Annotated in this window: 19 protein-coding genes; 16 read left to right on the plus strand and 3 right to left on the minus strand. The window is 37.4% G+C overall.

Annotation, left to right across the window (positions count from 1 at the left end):
• Window positions 1-77: 77 nt before the first annotated feature.
• The gene (locus EDX97_RS03065; protein ID WP_128519718.1) at window positions 78-1712 is read right to left on the minus strand and encodes an Rqc2 family fibronectin-binding protein; all 1635 of its coding nucleotides are present in this window, start codon (window positions 1710-1712) and stop codon (window positions 78-80) included.
• 108 nt (window positions 1713-1820) lie between these two features.
• On the opposite strand from EDX97_RS03065, the gene gmk reads away from it, so the two are divergent.
• The 16 genes from gmk (at window position 1821) to EDX97_RS03145 (ending at window position 16961) form a co-directional block, all read left to right on the plus strand.
• Window positions 1821-2399 (plus strand): guanylate kinase, encoded by a 579-nt coding sequence (gene gmk, locus EDX97_RS03070; RefSeq protein ID WP_128519719.1) that lies wholly within the window; start codon window positions 1821-1823, stop codon window positions 2397-2399.
• Between the two features lie 95 nt (window positions 2400-2494).
• Entirely contained in the window at window positions 2495-2953 is a 459-nt protein-coding gene (gene rimP / locus EDX97_RS03075; RefSeq protein WP_128519720.1) for a ribosome maturation factor RimP, read from the plus strand.
• Window positions 2954-2962: 9 nt separating this feature from the next.
• Window positions 2963-4642, plus strand: a complete 1680-nt coding sequence (gene nusA, locus EDX97_RS03080) for a transcription termination factor NusA (RefSeq protein ID WP_245977982.1) — start codon at window positions 2963-2965, stop codon at window positions 4640-4642.
• A gap of 8 nt (window positions 4643-4650) precedes the next feature.
• Entirely contained in the window at window positions 4651-4908 is a 258-nt protein-coding gene (gene rnpM, locus EDX97_RS03085) for an RNase P modulator RnpM (protein WP_128519721.1), read from the plus strand.
• Window positions 4901-5206 (plus strand): L7Ae/L30e/S12e/Gadd45 family ribosomal protein, encoded by a 306-nt coding sequence (locus tag EDX97_RS03090; protein WP_128519722.1) that lies wholly within the window; start codon window positions 4901-4903, stop codon window positions 5204-5206. The genes rnpM and EDX97_RS03090 overlap by 8 nt, the downstream gene beginning before the upstream one ends.
• Entirely contained in the window at window positions 5196-7070 is a 1875-nt protein-coding gene (gene infB, locus EDX97_RS03095; RefSeq protein ID WP_128519723.1) for a translation initiation factor IF-2, read from the plus strand. Before EDX97_RS03090 ends, infB begins: the two co-directional genes overlap by 11 nt.
• Window positions 7071-7075: 5 nt before the next feature.
• Window positions 7076-7417, plus strand: a complete 342-nt coding sequence (gene rbfA / locus EDX97_RS03100; protein ID WP_128519724.1) for a 30S ribosome-binding factor RbfA — start codon at window positions 7076-7078, stop codon at window positions 7415-7417.
• 37 nt (window positions 7418-7454) lie between these two features.
• Entirely contained in the window at window positions 7455-8309 is an 855-nt protein-coding gene (locus EDX97_RS03105) for a carbohydrate kinase family protein (protein WP_183164246.1), read from the plus strand.
• 76 nt (window positions 8310-8385) lie between these two features.
• Complete coding sequence (locus EDX97_RS03110; RefSeq protein WP_128519726.1) at window positions 8386-9615, plus strand: thiolase family protein; 1230 nt, start codon at window positions 8386-8388, stop codon at window positions 9613-9615.
• Between the two features lie 162 nt (window positions 9616-9777).
• Window positions 9778-10917 (plus strand): acyl-CoA dehydrogenase, encoded by a 1140-nt coding sequence (locus tag EDX97_RS03115; protein WP_128519727.1) that lies wholly within the window; start codon window positions 9778-9780, stop codon window positions 10915-10917.
• A 19-nt stretch (window positions 10918-10936) separates the two neighbouring features.
• Window positions 10937-11731, plus strand: a complete 795-nt coding sequence (locus EDX97_RS03120; RefSeq protein WP_128519728.1) for an electron transfer flavoprotein subunit beta/FixA family protein — start codon at window positions 10937-10939, stop codon at window positions 11729-11731.
• Window positions 11732-11746: 15 nt separating this feature from the next.
• The gene (locus EDX97_RS03125; RefSeq protein WP_128519729.1) at window positions 11747-12778 is read left to right on the plus strand and encodes an electron transfer flavoprotein subunit alpha/FixB family protein; all 1032 of its coding nucleotides are present in this window, start codon (window positions 11747-11749) and stop codon (window positions 12776-12778) included.
• A gap of 15 nt (window positions 12779-12793) precedes the next feature.
• Window positions 12794-13636: a 3-hydroxyacyl-CoA dehydrogenase family protein gene (locus EDX97_RS03130; protein WP_128519730.1), complete on the plus strand. Its 843-nt coding sequence runs from the start codon at window positions 12794-12796 to the stop codon at window positions 13634-13636.
• 62 nt (window positions 13637-13698) lie between these two features.
• Entirely contained in the window at window positions 13699-14478 is a 780-nt protein-coding gene (locus EDX97_RS03135) for an enoyl-CoA hydratase-related protein (RefSeq protein ID WP_128519731.1), read from the plus strand.
• 14 nt (window positions 14479-14492) lie between these two features.
• On the plus strand, window positions 14493-15845 hold the full coding sequence (locus EDX97_RS03140) for a butyryl-CoA:acetate CoA-transferase (RefSeq protein ID WP_128519732.1): 1353 nt from the start codon (window positions 14493-14495) through the stop codon (window positions 15843-15845).
• A gap of 72 nt (window positions 15846-15917) precedes the next feature.
• Window positions 15918-16961: a threonine aldolase family protein gene (locus EDX97_RS03145; protein WP_128519733.1), complete on the plus strand. Its 1044-nt coding sequence runs from the start codon at window positions 15918-15920 to the stop codon at window positions 16959-16961.
• Window positions 16962-16966: 5 nt separating this feature from the next.
• On the opposite strand, the gene EDX97_RS03150 is transcribed toward EDX97_RS03145, so the two are convergent.
• Complete coding sequence (locus EDX97_RS03150; RefSeq protein WP_128519734.1) at window positions 16967-18043, minus strand: metallophosphoesterase; 1077 nt, start codon at window positions 18041-18043, stop codon at window positions 16967-16969.
• Complete coding sequence (locus EDX97_RS03155; RefSeq protein WP_128519735.1) at window positions 18022-18777, minus strand: alpha/beta hydrolase; 756 nt, start codon at window positions 18775-18777, stop codon at window positions 18022-18024. The genes EDX97_RS03150 and EDX97_RS03155 overlap by 22 nt, the downstream gene beginning before the upstream one ends.
• Between the last annotated feature and the right edge of the window lies 1 nt (window position 18778).

Raw genomic sequence — 18778 nt, forward strand, 5'->3', positions numbered from 1 at the left:
GATTCGAATAAAAGATCCAAACGGCAATGGTTTGGATCTTTTTTATGTGTTCTAGTCAAACGATCAAGAATGAAAAATTATTTTTTATATTTGCGAATCCATTTTTCAATCTGTTCACGATCTGGATCGATATAAATGGTCTTATACGATTTCATAGTTACAAAACCAACAGGAGCACCTGGCACTTTCTTCAGTTGACTGACGGGGCAGTAATCCACCGGTACAGAACTGGACATCTGTCCTTTGGAATAATAAGCTGCCAACATAGCACACATACGAATTAGTGCTTCATTGGGTTGTTCGCATTTACACAACACGTGGGAACCATGATAGTCTTTGACATGGAACCAAATATCTTTCTTACGGGATAAATGATGGGTAATATAGTTATTTTGTAAGTTATTTTTACCAACATAAATATCAACATTTTCTACTTGTAGATGTAATACATTGGGCTTGTTTTTGTGTTTTGCCTGTTTACGAGAACGCTTATGCATCATGACATGGGTATTGACCAATTCTTGGCGTATTTCTAAAGCATCCATGACGGTGCAATGTTGTAGTTGTTCGTGCAATTGTTCAAAGTAATCAATTTCTTTTTTACAAGCTTCAATTTGTTCTTGCAGAATCGATTGTGAACGTTTCATTTTATGATATTTTTGATAATATTTATTGGCATTGCCTTTAATATCTAAACGCATATCGATTGGAATGCTGACGTCTTGTCCTGTTTCAAAATCAGGAACATGGACGACTTTTTCTTTTTTTATTTGATGCATGTACGCAAACAATAAATCACCATATTGTTGATATTTCTTATAGTCATAAGATTTCTCTAGACTCGATTGTAATTTTGGCAATTTTTTCTTTGCTTTCTTTAATTCTTTATCCACGGTACGAAACACATCACCACATTGTTCTTTAATGCGAATCTGTTGCTCATTGGCTTGGTAAAGATGATCCAGACCAACCATTAAAGGATATACATCGGCTTTTTGATGCAGATGGGTCAATTCAATACAATGATATTCATGCGGATACACATAGAGCGATTGACTATTGAGTAGTTCCTTTAAAATATCTTGGTAGGTTTGACCATTGGCCATACGATACTGAAATTCTTTGGATAATAAAGGGGAAAAACCGTAAATCTGGTCAACCAAACTTGTATCCATATCCACCTTTGTTACTTCCGTAGGATTCACTTTTTTAACTTGTTTTGGCAAAATATAGGTCGCTCCTGGATGAATGGTTCGTTTGGCATTTTCATAGACAGGAATGCGTTTGAGCGCATCGATAATGATGCCTTCTTGATTGACCAAGATCATGTTGGCGTATTTGCCCATACATTCTACATATAACTTGTTGTTGGTATAATCACCTAATTCATTACGACATTGTAGATGTAAACAAAGGACACGATCATAATGAATTTGTTCGATGAATTCAATGATACATTGCGCACATTGTTTTCGTAATACCATTACAAAGTTAGTTGGTTGAGACTGTGAAGTTTCTGTTTTTTGTGTAATATAAATACGATTGGTATTGGAATGTACATTGCATACCAATCGTACGGTTCCTGCGTTTTTTGTATGGAGTTGAAAAACGATTTCTTCATCACTTAAATTTTGAATTTTATTTAATTTACAAGGACAATAGGTTTGTAGTTGTTTGGTGATGGTAAACAGTAATAAACCATCCATTGCCATAAGATCACCTCGCTAGTCCAATTTTAGCATATCGATAAAATCTTTGACAGACTTATCGTTCATGATACAATAGGAGAAAGAAAAGGCTTTATATTTGGGAGAATTTGAATGAAACGTGGATTATTGATTATATTGAGTGGGCCCAGTGGAGTTGGTAAGGGAACGATTCGAAAGTATTTTGAAAAAGACGATCGATTGAATCTTGCCTATTCAACTTCAATGACAACGCGTAGCCCGCGTCAAGGTGAAAAAGATGGTGTCGATTATTTCTTTACAACAAAGGAAAAATTCGAAGAAGCCATAAAAAATGGAGAGTTGTTGGAGTATGCTGAATTTGTCGGCAATTACTATGGAACACCTTTAAACGAAGTAGAGCGTTTACGCAATGAAGGTAAGAATGTCTTACTTGAGATTGAAGTACAGGGTGCAACACAAGTCCAGAAACGTTGTCCGGATGCGTTAAGCATTTTTATCATTCCACCATCAATGGATGAATTGGAACGCCGTATCCGCGGTCGTCGCAGTGAGCCAGAAGAAATCATTCAACAACGATTAGCAAAAGCAAGTCACGAAATGAAAATGATTCCAAATTATAAGTATATTGTTTGTAATGATGATCCCAAATTAGCAGCCGAATTAATAAAAACGATCATCTTACGACATATGGAATTGGAAGAGAATAAATAGGTGCTTGCAGTTTATTGTAAACTGTGTTATATAAATAATATACGTTAAGAAGGAGTGGGTAAAACCACTCCTTCCTTTTGGAAGGGAGATTCTACATGGATGATCTAAAACAGTGGATTGAACCAATTCTAGCTGAAAATGGATGTCGTTTATATGCATTAGAATGGCTAACTAATGAAAAGCCACCTTTACTTCGAATTTCCATTGAAAAGCTAAAAGGTCCAGTCGATTTAGATACCTGTGCTATATGTAGTGATGCGATTGGTACGATGCTCGATGAAAAAGATTGGTATCAAGCAGAGTACAATTTGGAAGTATGTTCACCTGGAGCAGAACATGAATTAACAACGGATGAACAAATTCAGGCAGCGATTGGTTCGTATGTCTATGCCAAACTTAAAGATCCAAAACAAGGTGTCGATCATGTATTGGGTGATTTGGTTTCGGCAGATACAGATTCAATAGTCATTGCGTACAATGTTAAGGGGCGTAAGAAAAAAATCGAAATAGAACGTTCGAATCTCGCAATGATCATGACAGCGGTTAAAGTATAGGAGCAGAAAATGAAAATTAAAGTAGATGATTTACAAAAAGCACTTTTAGGGGTTGAATCCGATCGTCAGTTATCACCAGAAATTGTAGAAGGTGCTTTAAAAGAAGCATTGGCGAAAGCGTATCGTAAACATGAAAATATTCCGGATGGATATGTAAATGTTGCTATTGAAGATGGTCATATTCATATTTATCCACAACGTATGGTTGTTGAAGAAGTTGAAGATGATGCTTTAGAGCTTTCTGTAGAAGATGCCCATAAGATCGATCCCCAAGCAAAGATTGGAGATCTAATCAATGAACCAGAAGTTGATTTTAAAGATTTTGATCGGGCAGATGTTAACTTAGCGAAAAGTGTCATGAAACAAAAAATTCGTGAAGCTGAAAAACAATTGATTTACGAAGAATATCATGATAAAGAAGGCGATATGATCTTAGGTACCGTAGAGACGGTCGAAGCCAAATTTGTTTTGGTCAATATTGGTAAGACTGTTGCCATGTTGCGCCATGTGGATCAGATTCCGACCGAACACTATTATGAAGGACAAACTTTAAATGTTGTGATTCGTGAAGTCAATAAAGAAACGAAGGGTGCTCAAGTTCTTGTTTCACGGGCTACGGATGTATTTGTTCGTCGTTTGTTTGAAAAAGAAGTGCCTGAAATTTATCAAGGAATCGTGGAAATCAAAGCCATTGCTCGTGAACCTGGTGAACGATGCAAAATTGCCGTTTATTCTCATAATGAAAACATTGATCCAATTGGTGCATGTATCGGACCTCGTGGGCAACGTGTGCAAGCTATCATCAATGAATTGAATGGTGAAAAAATTGATATTTTTGAATGGTCAGACAATATTAGTGTATTGATCAAAAATGCTTTGAGTCCAAGTGAATCGATTGCGGTATTCCCAAATCCGAATGTAAAAGATGGTTTGATCGTTGTCGTACCAGATAATCAATTGTCATTGGCAATTGGAAAACGTGGTAAAAATGCACGTTTGGCTGTTCGTTTAACCAATCATAAGATTGATATCAAATCTGTTTCAGAAATGGAAGAAGCAGGTATTGATTATATGGCTTTGGCTCAAGAAATGAATGAACAATACGAAGAGAAGAAAGCAGCGGAACGGGCTTATAAGCAACAACAACGTATTGAAGAATTAAAGCAGGAAGATGAAAATATCGAAACAGTCGATATTGCTGATTTTGATTATGGAGATGAAGAAGAAGTTGAATTCATTCCTGAACAAGAAACAGCAGAATCCGAACAAGAAGAAGCGGTAGAAGAGGAACAAACGACTTCTGAGCCTGAACCTCAACAAGTTTCTGAACCAGAACCAAAACCTGAAAAAGAAGAAGATGAAATGGAAAAGGCAGCTCGCATTGCGAAAGAGCAACGTGGTAAAGAAAGAGCTGTGGAAGTGAATACATTCCATTCTAAATTCGAAGATTTTGCGGATGCTTCACATAAAGAAGAAAACGAACCAAAGAAATTTAAGAAAAAACCAGAGGATTCTAAGAAACAAGAAGAACAAGAGCAAAAAGCAGCGGCAAAACAACAATTCGAACAAATGAAACCAATTTATTCAGAAGAAGAATTGGCAGAAATCGAAGAAGAACAAGAATATGAAGATGAAAGCCGATGGGATGATGATGTCGATTACGAAGATTTCGACAAATATTATGATTAGGAGAATATATGCGTAAAGTTCCTATGCGAAAGTGTGTTGTGACTCAGGAGCGATTTCCTAAAAACGAATTGATTCGGATCGTTCGTACGCCAGAACAAACGGTGGAGATTGATCCAACGGGAAAACGCAATGGGCACGGGGCCTATGTTTCCAAACGGAAAGAAACGATTGAAAAGGCACGTAAAACACATATATTAGATAAAGTCTTAGAAATACATGTTCCTGATGAAATCTATGATGAGTTGATGGAGTTAGTTCATGAATAAAGAAGTCCAGTTATTACAATTGGCCATCAAGGCAGGGAAAACGGTATCTGGTGATCGATTGATTCCAGCGATTCAATCCCAAACTGTTTGTCTTGTTTTGATGAATCGTACTTGTGGCAACAATCGAAAAAAGAAATTACGTAATAAGTGTGCGTTTTATCAAATTCCTTTGATAGAATGGGATGCATCTTTATTTGATCAAATTTCTTGGAAGGTGATCAATGCGTATGGCATTACTGACGATTCGTTTGCCCAAGCTTTTATGAAAGAAAGGACCGGTGACGTGGATGGCATATAAAGCAGCAAAACCACAACATAAAAAGAAGCCAAATAAGCACAACAAGAGCAATAAACGGAATACGCAACATTCCAATAAGCAAACTGTTCGTAAAAAAAGAGAACCAGAAGTAAAGGAAATTACGTATTCGCAACCATTGACTGTTGGCCAATTGGCGAATTTAATGCATCGTAATAGTTCGGAGATTATTAAGTTCTTATTCTTGCTTGGCAATATGTCTACGATCAATACGGTATTATCGGATGATGATATTGAATTGGTTTGTGCTGAATTTAATGTGGAAGCACATAAAGAAGTTGTAATTGAAGAAGATGATATCGAAGATCAATTAGAAAATATCGAAGAAGATGAATCACAGTTAGTACCTCGTCCTCCGGTTGTTACCATCATGGGACATGTCGATCATGGTAAAACCACATTGTTGGACACAATTCGAAATACCAATGTAACAGGTGATGAATTTGGTGGAATTACCCAACATATTGGTGCCTATCAGGTACAAGTTGGTGATCGTAAAGTTACTTTCTTAGATACACCCGGACATGAGGCATTTACCGCTATGCGTGCTCGTGGAGCCCAAGTTACGGATATCGTAATTATTGTGGTTGCTGCGGATGATGGTGTTATGCCACAAACCAAAGAGGCAGTTGACCACGCTAGAGCAGCGGGTGTTCCAATTGTCGTTGCTGTTAATAAAATTGATAAACCAGGAGGTAATCCAGATCGTGTCATGAGTGAAATGGCCGAACTAGGTGTTATGCCAGAAGAATGGGGTGGCGATACGATTTTCCAAAAAGTATCTGCTAAAACAGGTGAAGGTGTTCATGACTTATTGGAGACCATGTTGTTGGTTGCCGATATGCAAGAATTAAAAGCCAATCCAAATACCAATGCTTCCGGTACCGTTATTGAAGCGAAATTGGATAAAGGTCGAGGACCTGTTGCGACCCTATTGGTACAACGTGGTACTTTACATGCTGGTGATAGTGTTGTTGTTGGTACAGCCTATGGTCGTATTCGTAAGATGACCAACGACAAAGGAAAAGAAATCAAAGAAGCTGGTCCAAGTATGCCAGTAGAAATCATTGGTCTAAATGAAGTCCCTCGTGCTAGTGATGTATTTATGGCTTATGATACATACAAACAAGCACAAAGCATTGCGCAAACGCGTGAAGAAAAACAAATTGAAAAAGAACGGAATGCATCCAGTGCCATGTCTTTGGAAGATTTAGCTCGTAAGATTTCGGAAGAAGATATGAAAGAAATCAATGTCATCATTAAAGCCGATGTACAAGGTTCTGCCGAAGCTTTGGCAGCATCCATGGAAAAACTGGAAGTTGATACGGTCAAAGTCAATGTCATTCGTTCTACCGTTGGTACCATTTCAGAATCTGATATCATGTTAGCCAGTGCTTCCAATGCGATTATTTATGGTTTCAACATTCGTCCTACTGCGGCTATTCGTAAAAAAGCGGAAGAGGAAGGTGTTGAAATTCGTTTACACAACATCATCTATAAAGCCCTTGAAGAATTAGAAGGTGCGATGAAAGGTATGTTGGCTCCAGTTTATGAAGAGGTTGTGATTGGTCAAGCAGAAGTACGTGAGACATATCGAGCTTCAAAAGTTGGTACGATTGCTGGATGTAAAGTGACAGATGGTGTTGCGAAACGTGATGCGAAAGTTCGTTTAATTCGTGATGGTATTGTCATTTATGACGGTAAACTTGGTTCATTACAACGTTTCAAAGATGCTGTTAAAGAAGTCCAGACTGGTTATGAATGTGGTATGACCATTGAAAACTTTAATGATATTAAAGTGGGCGATATCCTTGAATTGTACGAAGATCAAGAGGTTGAACAATAATTTTTATGTCACTCAAAAGAGAACGATTAGATATGATCATTCAGCGTGAGATTTCCAATATCTTGCAATTTGATTTAAAAAATCCTAAATTAGGATTTGTGACAGTGACGGATGTGCAATGTTCGAAAGATTTATCGGTTGCGAAAATTTATGTATCTTTTCTTGGTAAACAAGAAAGAAATGATGCAGGATTGCGCGTATTAAATCATTCGAAAGGATACATTCGTACGGAGCTTTCGAAACGATTGAAGATTCGTAAAACACCCGAACTTGTATTTATTCAAGATAAGAGTTTGGAACAGGGAAATCGCATTGAAAAGATCTTACATGAAATTGGTGAGGAATAGCTTTGAGCTATTTCTCATTTTTTTGTATATTGTAAGTATGAGCATATTAGGTATTGGACAATCGGTATATGATATGGTTTTGCCTGTTGATCATATACCAGAAAATGAAAAAATACGTATTTATCATAGTGTATCTTGTATGGGCGGTCCGGTTTCTTGTGCAATGTATGTTTGTGGAAAATGGCATGCGGATACACACATCATGACACGAGTTGGGAATGATGTATGGGGTAAAGAAATCATAAAAACTTTACAAGAAGTGAATATTGATGTTTCTAGTATGGTGATTGATCCATCTATCACCACTTCGCAAAGTCATATTTTGGTATTTCCTTCGGGAGATCGTACGATTTTAAATGTACCGATTCAAAAGGAATCAAGTATGGAGCCTATGTGGCCAGACCAAGTCGATGTGATCTTAATGGATGGTCATGAAGTGGAATGGTGTAAAGAGGCTATGAAGCGTTATCCGTCTGCCATTACGATACTGGATGGCGATAAATATAAGCCAGAAACAGAGGATTTGATTCACCAGGTGGATTATTTAATTTGTAGCCAGCAATTTACAAATATGTTGGATATTCATTCTTATCATCAACTAGTAGCATTAAATCCTTCCAGTATTTGGACACAAGGATCGAAGGGATGTATCTATCAAAATCAAGTATATCCAAGTTATCCATGTAAGGTGATGGATACAACAGGAGCTGGTGATGTTTTTCATGGAGCTTTTGCGTATGGTATGGATTCTGGATTTGATATTCCTTCTTGTATTCGCATATCGAATATGGCTGCAGCGATGGTTTGTGAGGGACTGGGTGGCGTTCTTTCGGTACCAACATGGGAATCCGTTAATGAACGGTTATCTATTTGTGAAAAAAATCGCAAATAATTTGTGAAAATATTGACAAGGCTATTCTTTTATGGTAATTTTAAACACGTAAAATGATTATATACGGAGGTAAATCATGGAAACAAAAGATGTAGTCATTGTCAGTGCATGTCGTACTGCCATTGGTAAATTCTTGGGTGAATTTAAGAATATTTCTGCCCGTGAATTAGCTATCGAAGTTGGTAAAGAAGCTATCAAACGTGCTGGTATTCAACCAACGGATGTAGATGAGATCGTTATGGGTCAAGTATACGGTGGTATGCAAGGTTCATTACCAGCTCGTCAAGTATCGATGCGTATTGGTATGTCTAAAGAAAGTAACGCGGTTACTGTAAACCAAAACTGTGCATCTGGTATGCGTGCATTGGAAATTGCATGTAACGATGTACAATTAGGAAAAACGGAAATTGGTTTGGTTGTTGGTGCCGAAAATATGACACAAGCTCCATTCTTGTTGCCAAAAGCACGTATGGGATATCGTATGGGAAGTATTCCTGCTGCTGGTCAAGCTGAAATGTATGATTCATTGTTGCATGATGCATTATATGATGAATTATCTCAAGGACATATGGGATGTACAGCTGATAATGTTGCTAAATTATATGGAATCACTCGTGAAGAATGTGATGAATTAGCTGTTATGTCACATTCACGTGCATGCAAAGCTACAGATGAAGGTAAGTTCAAGGATGAAATGATTCCAATTATTGAACATACACGTAAAAAAGGTGATATCGTTCATGATACAGATGAACATATGATTCGTGGATGCAACATGGAAACAATTTCAAAATTGCGTCCTGTATTCAATAAAGATGGTGTAACGACAGCTGCCAATGCTTCTGGTATCAATGATGCTGCCGCTGCTGTTATTGTTATGTCAATGGATAAAGCCAAAGAATTAGGTATCAAACCAATGGCTAAAATGATGTACATCTGTGGAAAAGGTGTAGATCCTAAATACATGGGTCTTGGACCTGCTGTTGCAATTCCAAAGTGCTTGGATGCTGCCGGTGTTAAATTCGAAGATGTTGATTACTGGGAAGTAAACGAAGCGTTTGCTGCTCAATTCATTGGTGTAGAAAGAAAATTGAAAGAAGATTACGGATATATCGTAGATCGTAACAAAACGAACTTGAATGGATCAGGTATTTCTTTAGGACACCCTGTTGGATGTTCCGCATTGCGTATCACAGTTACGTTATTGTATGAAATGATTCGTCAAGATGCCAAGATTGGTTGTGCTAGCCTTTGCGTTGGTGGTGGACCAGCTATGGCCGGTTTGTGGACACGCGATTTCGACTAATCAAAACAGAAAGAAGATAGGTGAATGCTTATCTTCTTTTACTTGTAAATAAATTCACAAAGTCATTGACTACCGCTAATATTATCGGTACAATTACATCGTATGAATGGGTTTCATACCAAATTTGAAGTTGAACAATAAGGAAAGGAGAACTTTAAATTTATGGATTTCAATTTAACAGAACAACAACAAATGATGCAAACGTTGTTCAGAGAAGTTGCTGAAACTGTCGTTAAAGATAACGCAGCGGATGTAGACGAACAAGAAAGATTCCCTAAAGAAAACGTAGAAGCTATGCGTCAAGCAAAGATGTTGGGAATCCCATACCCTCGTGAATATGGAGGAGCAGGTGCTGATTATTTAAGCTATATCTTAGCTGTTGAAGAATTAGCTAAGAAATGCTGTACAACATCTACTGTATTAAGTGCTCATACTTCATTGGGTACTTGGCCAATCGCTGCTTTTGGTACAGATGAACAAAAAGCAAAATATTTAACTGACCTTTGCACAGGTAAGAAAATTGCCGCTTTCGGTTTAACAGAACCTAATGCCGGTACAGATGCAGCTGGTCAACAAACAACAGCTGTTTTAGATGGTGATCATTATATCTTGAATGGTACTAAGATCTTTATCACGAACGCTGGAGAAGCTGATGTTTATATCATCTTCGCTATGACAGATAAAACCAAAGGAAATCATGGTATTTCTGCTTTCATCGTTGAAAAAGGATGGGAAGGATTCACATTCGGTCTTCATGAAAAGAAATTAGGTATTCGTGGTTCAGCTACTCGTGAGTTGATCTTCAACAATGTTAAAGTACCAAAGGAAAACTTGTTAGGAAAAGAAGGACAAGGATTTAAAGTTGCTATGAAGACATTGGATGGTGGTCGTATTGGTATCGCCGCTCAAGCTGTTGGATTGGCTCAAGGTGCTATTGATGAAGCCGTTCCTTATGTAAAACAACGTAAACAATTTGGACGTCCTATTGCTCGTTTCCAAAACACTCAATTCCAATTGGCAGATATGCAAACAAAAGTTGATGCTGCTCGTTTGATGGTTTACAAAGCTGCTATGGCTAAAGAAACTGGTCAACCTTATACAGTATTAGCTGCTGAAGCTAAATTATTCGCATCAGAAACTGCTATGGAAGTTACAACAAAAGCTATCCAATTATTAGGTGGTTATGGATATACTCGTGACTTGCCAGTTGAAAGAATGTTCAGAGATGCTAAGATCACTGAAATCTATGAAGGTACTTCTGAAGTACAAAGAATGGTAATTTCAGGATCAATGTTACGATAAGAAAGGATTGAAGACTCATATGAAAATCGTTGTTCTAGAAAAACAAGTTCCCGATTCAACAGAAATCACAGTTGATAAAAAGACTGGTGCATTGGTTCGTGATGGCGTTCCTGCAATCACTAACCCAGATGATTTAGCTGGTTTGGAAGCTGCATTGGAAATTAAAGATAAAAACCCTGACACTGAAGTTGTTGTAATGACAATGGGATTGCCAAAGGCTGCCGATATGTTGAAACAAGGTGTAGCTATGGGTGCTGATAAAGGTGTCTTATTAACAGACCGTGTATTAGGTGGATCTGATACATGTGCTACAAGTATTGCCTTAGCTGCTGCTTTGAAAAAAGTTGGATTTGACCTAGTTATCGCTGGTCGTCAAGCTATTGATGGTGATACAGCTCAGGTTGGACCTCAAACAGCTGAACGTTTAGGAATCCCTCAAGTTACTTATGTTGATGAAATCATCGATGTAAATGATGAAACAATTACAGTTAAAAAATCATTGGAAGATGTTGAACAAATCGTTAAGGTTAAATTACCTTGCGTTATCACAACATTATCTGAAATGAATACACCTCGTTATATGCAATGTGACAATATCGTTGACTTATGCAAAGAAAACAAAATTGAAACATTGACAAATGCAGACTTAGGTGTAGATCCTAACCGTGTTGGTTTCAAGGGTTCACCTACATCTGTTAAGACAACATTCACAAAGGATGTTTCCGATAAGACTGAAACATTTACATTATCAGAGCAGGAAACTGCAGATATGATTGCTAAAACTTTGAAAGAAAAGCAAATCATTACGAAGTAGGAGGGAAGAAACAGAATGGCTCGATTTGAAGAATACAAAGATGTCTTCGTTTTCGTTGAACAAGAAAACGGAAATGTAGCTGAAGTAAGTTATGAACTTATTTCAGAAGCAAGAAAACTAGTTGCTTCTATTCCTGAATTCGGATACAAAGTAGTTGGTGTATTGCTTGGAGAAAATGTAAAAGAAAAAGCACAAGAAGTAATTGCACATGGTGCTGATAAGGTAATCGTTGTTGATGATCCTCTATTGAAAGATTATTCAACTCAATTCTATGCTGATGCATTAACACAAGTTGTCAATACTTACAAACCAGATGCAATGTTAACAGGTGCCACTCCATTAGGACGTGACTTAGCACCACGTGTTGCCGCTCGTTTAAATGTTGGTTTGACTGCTGATGCTACGAAGATTGAAGTAGATGTTGAATATGCGAAAGAAACAGGCGAATCTTTGTTAGACGTTACTCGTCCAACATTCGGTGGTAACTTATTTGGTACAATCGTATGTAAAGATACTCGTCCACAAATGGCTACAATTCGCCCAAAAGTCTTTGAATTGGCTCCAGTTGACGAATCTCGTCAAGGTGAAGTTGATGAATTCAAACCAACTTGGACAACAACTGAACCACAAGTATTTGTTGAAAAGGTAATCGAAAAAGTTAAATCTGATGTAGATATCACAAAAGCTGACATCTTAGTTGGTGCTGGTCGTGGTGCAGAAAACTGCTTGGATTTAGTTCAACAAGTTGCTGATGAATTAGGTGGTGTTGTATGTTGTACACGTGCCGTTGTTGAAGATGGATACATGGACAAAGATCGTCAAGTTGGTCAAACAGGTAAGACTGTACGTCCTTCTTTGTATCTTGCTTGCGGTATCTCTGGTGCCGTTCAACACTGTGCAGGTATGGACAAATCTGACTTGATCATCTCTATCAACCGTGATCCTCAAGCTGAAATCTTTACAATTTCTAACATGGGATTTGTTGGTGATGTAAACAAAGTTCTTCCTTTGTTAGTACAATCAATCAAAGACGCAAAATCAGAGTAAAGGAGATTAAAATACATGAGTAAAATTGGTGTAATTGGTGCCGGTACAATGGGTCAAGGCATTGCTCAAGCCTTTGCTGCTGCTGGTAATCAAGTCACAGTATGTGATATTAAAATCGAATGGGCACAAAATGGTATCAATAAAATTGGTGCTAAATTAGATAAATTAGTTTCTCGTGGCAAAATTGCTGAAGATGCTGCTAATTCAATCAAAGCAAACTTAACTGCTGGTGAATCTGATTATTCTGGATTAGCAGATGTTGATTTTGTTGTTGAAGCTGTCTTGGAACAAGTTAAAGTAAAACAAGATTTATTCAAAACATTAGATGGTATTTGTAAAGATTCTACAATCTTCTGCTCAAATACTTCTAGTTTATCAATTACTGAAATCGCTAATGGTGTTAAACATGAAGTAATTGGTATGCACTTCTTTAACCCAGCTGATCGTATGAAATTGATCGAAGTTATCCGTGGTGGTGCTACAAAAGACGAAACCGTACAAGCTGTTAAAGAATTATCTGAGCAAATTGGTAAGACACCAGTTGAAGTAAATGAAGCACCTGGTTTTGTTGTAAACCGTATTTTAGTCCCTATGATCAACGAAGGTGTATTCGTATTACAAGAAGGTGTTGCTAGTGCGAAAGACATCGATACAGCCATGAAGTTGGGTGCTAACCATCCAATGGGACCACTTGAATTAGGTGATTTAATTGGTTTGGATATTGTATTGGATGTTATGGATGTTCTTTACAACGAAACAGGCGATTCTAAATATCGTGCATGTACATTATTAAGAAAGATGGTTCGTGCTGGTAAATTAGGACGTAAAACTGGAGAAGGATTCTACAAATATAACTAGTTGTAGGATTGATCGAGGTGGGACATACATTCCACCTCTTTTTTAGAAAGGATATATAAACAATGGAAAACGTTTTATTTGAAAAGCAAGGTCATGTATCGATTATTACGATCAATCGTCCAAAAGCTTTAAATGCTTTAGCAACAGCTGTATTAAAAGATTTAGAACAAGCTGTAAAAACTGTAGAAGATGATATGGATACATATGCAGTTATTATCACCGGAGCTGGAACAAAGAGCTTTGTTGCTGGTGCTGACATTGTTGAAATGAAAGACAAAACTGTAGAAGAAGCCGCTGAATACAGTGCATATGGAAACAGCATCTTCCGTCGTATTGAACAATTACATTGTCCAGTCATCGCTGCAGTAAATGGATATGCACTTGGTGGTGGATGCGAATTATCAATGGCTTGCGATATTCGTTTAGCTAGTGAAAATGCTGTATTCAGTCAACCAGAAGTAGGTCTAGGAATTACACCAGGATTTGGTGGTACACAACGTTTAGCTCGTTTGGTTCCTGCAGGAATTGCTAAAGAAATGATTTATACAGCTCGTAATATCAAAGCGGATAAAGCCAAAGAAATTGGTTTGGTTAACGATGTAGTGGCACAAGAAGATTTAATGGCAACGGCTATGAAATTAGCGAATCGTATTGCTGCCAATGCACCTATTGCTGTTGCACATTCGAAGAAAGCTATCAATGAAGGTCTTCAAAAGAATATTGATGATGCTGTTAAATTGGAAGTATCTGAATTCTCTGAATGCTTCAAGACAGAAGATCAAAAATATGGAATGGAATGCTTTGTCAATCGTGTAAAAGACAAAGAATTCAAGAATAAATAAGGATGGCGATACATATGGATTTTGCAGCTGAATACGCCGCTAAATTAACAACGGCAGATGAAGCCGTTCAATGTATTCATAGTGGAGACTGGATCGATTATGGATTTGGTCTTGGTATTGTTGATACATTGGATAAAGCCTTGGCTAAACGTATGCCTCAACTAGAAGATGTCAAGATCCGTGGTGCCATTTTATTGAAGCGACCTGCTATCTTCGATATTGAAGATGCACCGGCTCATTTCTGTTGGAACTCTTGGCACATGTCAGGCATTGAAAGAAAAGCATGTACAGAAGATATCGCCTATTATAGTCCTATTCGTTACTCGGAATTACCAAGTTATTGTTTATATGAAATCGATGATATCCAAGTTGCCATGTTCCGTGTTGCACCAATGGATCAATTTGGTTATTTCAACTTTGGACCCAACGCATCCCATCAATATGCGATCCTAAAGCGAGCTGATAAAGTAATTGTAGAAGTCAATACAAATATGCCTCGTTGCTTAGGCGGATGGGGAACGGGTGTTCACATTTCCAATGTTGATATGATCGTTGAAAGTGACAATGCTCCTTTGGAAACCATTCCAAAAGGTGGAGAGCCATCGGAAGTGGATCAAAAAGTAGCTGAATTGATCGTTAACGAGATTCCCGATGGCGCTTGTTTACAGCTTGGTATTGGTGGTATGCCAAATGCAGTTGGTGCCTTGATTGCTAAATCAGACTTGAAACACTTGGGCGTACATACAGAAATGTATGTAGATTCTTTTGTCGATATGGCTAAGGCCGGCAAGATTGATGGATCAAAGAAGAATTTGGATCCAGGCCGTCAAGTCTATGCCTTTGGACAAGGTAGTAAGGAAATGTATGATTATTTAAATGACAATCCAGAATGTATGATGGCTCCGGTTGATTACACCAATGATCCACGTACTATTTCTCAAATTGATAATTTCATTTCCATCAATAATACGGTCGATATCGATTTATTTGGTCAAGTCAGTGCCGAAAGTTCTGGTATTCGTCAGATTAGCGGTGCCGGTGGACAATTAGACTTCGTATTAGGTGCTTACTTATCAAAAGGTGGTAAATCATTTATTTGTTGTTCAAGTACATTTACCAATAAAAAAGGACAGACATTCTCTCGTATTTTACCTGTTTTACATCCAGGATCTGCTGTTACCGATACACGTGCCAATACACACTATGTCGTAACAGAATATGGTATGGTCAATTTAAAAGGAAAGAGTACTTGGGAACGTGCGGAAGGATTGATTTCCATTGCACATCCGGATTTCCGTCAACAATTGATCGAGGAAGCAGAAAAAATGCATATTTGGCGTAAACATAATGCCCATGTAAATGTCTAAATTTTACGGCTATATGAAATATAGCCGTTTTTCTATGTTATACTAGAGATATGATGAAAGGAGGAAATCACCATGTTATATTTTAGAAATGATTATCAAGTTGGATGTATTCCTGAAATAATGAAAGCATTAGAGGCTAACAATTCCAATATATATATGCCACATGGCCAAGATGTAGAATGTCAAAAAGCCAAAGATGTCCTGCAATCAAAAATGCCCGATGTGCATATTGATGTTCATTTTGTCAGTGGAGGTACAATTGCGAATGCCACGATTTTTAAGGCTATCTTAAAACCATATGAAGCTGTGATTGCTTGTAAAACAGCACATATTGCGACAAGAGAAGCGGGTGCAATCGAAGCAACTGGACATAAAGTTATTATCGTCGATGATAATGATGGGAAGATTACGCCGGCAGCTATTGAAAAAACATTCAATCAACATATGTTAGGATATGGCATGATGGTCTATCCAAAAGCTGTTTTTATTTCGAATGCAACCGAAATGGGAACAATTTATTCAGAAGATGAACTTCATGCTATCCATGATAAATGCAAAGAATTAGGTCTATATTTAATATTAGATGGGGAAAGACTTGGCGTTACTTTGATGTCTGGTGTTGGATATACCTTGAATGATATCGCAAAGTTGTGTGATATCTTTACCATTGGTATTTCCAAAAATGGTGGCTTATTTGGTTCTGCAATCGTTATCACAAATCCAGAACTAGAAGATGGTTTTCCTTTTGTGATGAAACAAACGGGTGCCATCATGGCAAAATCTTGGCTGATTGGCTTACAGTTTCAAGTCTTATTTCAAGATGATACATTCTATCAATTGGCCAAACATGAGGATGAATTATCGATTCAACTACAAAATGCTTTGCATAATTTAGGCTATCCTTTATTGATGAAAGCTTACACCAATCAAGTGTTCCCAATTCTAACAAATGAACAATTTGAATATTTATCCGAACGAGTGGATTTTGACATTTGGGATGAATGGGAAGGACAATATATCATTCGCTTGGTCACTGGATTTACCACAACACAGCAAGATATCAATGATTTATGTGAAGTATTAAAGGAAACCGCAAAAATCAAATTAAAAAAATAGCCAATCTACAAATGTAGATTGGTTTTATATGTCCAACCAAGGATTCCATTTTTTTTAATTTGTGCTTTATCATCATAGGTGCATACCAATTTTACGGTATCGCCTTTTTTTAATGGCATTTCATAGGTTGTATATTCATTGGCTTTGCCATGTTGAATAAATACATTGGGGACCCAGAATTTTCGTTTTAAATAGGAATTATATACCAAGGAATGCGTTGATGTTTTCTGTAAGATATCCACTTTTCCTTCATTCCAAGTTACAAAAATGGGCAATTGGGTACCCGGTTCTACATCTTTTATGACTTGTACTTCAGGTAATTCATCAATGGATTCCGTTTGAATGGTATGTCCATCAAATATCAATGCATTCAATTGACCCGATTGTTTTTTTACAATATTGCCACCATCGATACTATAGACATTCATTTTTGAATCATAGATTGGATCAAAATTTGCAATACGATGGCAATATTCCGTCACTGGCATATGTCCCACAACTACACGTTTGGGAAAATAAATATTCCGTTTTAAAAAGAAAGATTGATTGATGACTTCCTTAAAATCCGATCCATAATGTTCTGGATCAACCAAAGCTGCATGAACATAGATGGTATCGGGTGTTTCAATCACATGAGGAAGATCATTCACAAAACTTAATTCCTTTAGAAAATATTTACGCATCATTTGACAATAATCAGCCATGTCTACATTTTCATCAAATGTATAATGAATTTCGGCTTCCATTTCATGCATGACACTTGCTTTACGCATCAATAAAATATAGCGTAAAAATTCCAAGCGATAGGAATACAAGACATTTTTGCATGTAAAATCGCAATTACCCATCAATACATGGACATCTTCCGTTTCTGCTTGATGCATGATATAGCGCAAAAGTAACAAATTTTTTGGCCCTTTTTCAATAAAATCACCCACTAAAATCAATCGATCTTGATTTGGCCTATAATGAATCTTTTTTAATAATGCAAGATAACGATCATAGTTTCCATGAATGTCACTGATAGCAATCGTACGACCAGAAGTTGCTTCTAGCTTTTTTACTTTGACGGATCGGTCCATAAGAATTCACAAATTGCTGGGATTTCGGCTTCCCAGTCCCTTTCACAATGTTCTCCATCCGGTTTTACATTGAAAGTAATACGATGGCCTCTTTGACTTAATAAAGTCGCTAAATCAAGAATATCCTTGGTTTCTTCCACAAAGCCATGGGCTCCCATTTCTTTGGCCCCCCAAGAAAAATAAAAATCAGTGGATTTTCTAATTTTTGTGTTTTGTGTATCCCGATACAGCTGATTGATCGTTGGCAGAAAATAAGGTGAAACACAAACAGCTTTCGAGTAGATAGCACTATATTTCATACCTGCATAGTAAGCCATCAAACCGCCACAACTGGAACCACCAATCCATGTATTTTTACGGTTGGGAAGGGTTGGATATTCTTTATCAATCAAAGGTTTTAAAGTTTGGGTAAAGAACTCCATGGTCTTATCACCCCAGCCATCAAAGGATTGATCGATGCCAGGAGCATAAAAAGGATAGGGGCCATATTCACTTAAACGATCATTGTTATGATGTGAACATTCTTGACCCACAACAATACATTCTCTATGTAAACGTTCTAGATTATCTCCCCATCGCCAAGATCGGCCATACGTGGCATCTTGGTCAAAGAATAAATTGTGACCATCAAACATGTATAAAACCGGATACCGCTTATTTGTATCCGGCATATACACATGAATGGTTCGATTGTCCTGAAAAGGGGGCATGAAACATTCAAATTTTTGATACATT

The sequence above is a fragment of the Absicoccus porci genome (genome assembly GCF_003725415.1).
GTDB lineage: Bacteria > Bacillota_I > Bacilli_A > Erysipelotrichales > Erysipelotrichaceae > Absicoccus > Absicoccus porci.

Bases quoted from the DNA above. Each gene is read 5' to 3' on its own strand.
- EDX97_RS03105 (WP_183164246.1), top strand. From the start codon at position 7,455: ATGAGCATATTAGGTATTGGACAATCGGTATATGATATGGTTTTGCCT.
- EDX97_RS03130 (WP_128519730.1), top strand. From the start codon at position 12,794: ATGAGTAAAATTGGTGTAATTGGTGCCGGTACAATGGGTCAAGGCATT.
- EDX97_RS03145 (WP_128519733.1), top strand. From the start codon at position 15,918: ATGTTATATTTTAGAAATGATTATCAAGTTGGATGTATTCCTGAAATA.
- infB (WP_128519723.1), top strand. From the start codon at position 5,196: ATGGCATATAAAGCAGCAAAACCACAACATAAAAAGAAGCCAAATAAG.
- rimP (WP_128519720.1), top strand. From the start codon at position 2,495: ATGGATGATCTAAAACAGTGGATTGAACCAATTCTAGCTGAAAATGGA.
- EDX97_RS03090 (WP_128519722.1), top strand. From the start codon at position 4,901: ATGAATAAAGAAGTCCAGTTATTACAATTGGCCATCAAGGCAGGGAAA.
- EDX97_RS03135 (WP_128519731.1), top strand. From the start codon at position 13,699: ATGGAAAACGTTTTATTTGAAAAGCAAGGTCATGTATCGATTATTACG.
- EDX97_RS03140 (WP_128519732.1), top strand. From the start codon at position 14,493: ATGGATTTTGCAGCTGAATACGCCGCTAAATTAACAACGGCAGATGAA.
- EDX97_RS03115 (WP_128519727.1), top strand. From the start codon at position 9,778: ATGGATTTCAATTTAACAGAACAACAACAAATGATGCAAACGTTGTTC.
- rbfA (WP_128519724.1), top strand. From the start codon at position 7,076: ATGTCACTCAAAAGAGAACGATTAGATATGATCATTCAGCGTGAGATT.
- EDX97_RS03155 (WP_128519735.1), bottom strand. From the start codon at position 18,777: ATGTATCAAAAATTTGAATGTTTCATGCCCCCTTTTCAGGACAATCGA.
- EDX97_RS03150 (WP_128519734.1), bottom strand. From the start codon at position 18,043: ATGGACCGATCCGTCAAAGTAAAAAAGCTAGAAGCAACTTCTGGTCGT.
- EDX97_RS03110 (WP_128519726.1), top strand. From the start codon at position 8,386: ATGGAAACAAAAGATGTAGTCATTGTCAGTGCATGTCGTACTGCCATT.
- EDX97_RS03065 (WP_128519718.1), bottom strand. From the start codon at position 1,712: ATGGCAATGGATGGTTTATTACTGTTTACCATCACCAAACAACTACAA.
- rnpM (WP_128519721.1), top strand. From the start codon at position 4,651: ATGCGTAAAGTTCCTATGCGAAAGTGTGTTGTGACTCAGGAGCGATTT.
- EDX97_RS03120 (WP_128519728.1), top strand. From the start codon at position 10,937: ATGAAAATCGTTGTTCTAGAAAAACAAGTTCCCGATTCAACAGAAATC.
- gmk (WP_128519719.1), top strand. From the start codon at position 1,821: ATGAAACGTGGATTATTGATTATATTGAGTGGGCCCAGTGGAGTTGGT.
- EDX97_RS03125 (WP_128519729.1), top strand. From the start codon at position 11,747: ATGGCTCGATTTGAAGAATACAAAGATGTCTTCGTTTTCGTTGAACAA.
- nusA (WP_245977982.1), top strand. From the start codon at position 2,963: ATGAAAATTAAAGTAGATGATTTACAAAAAGCACTTTTAGGGGTTGAA.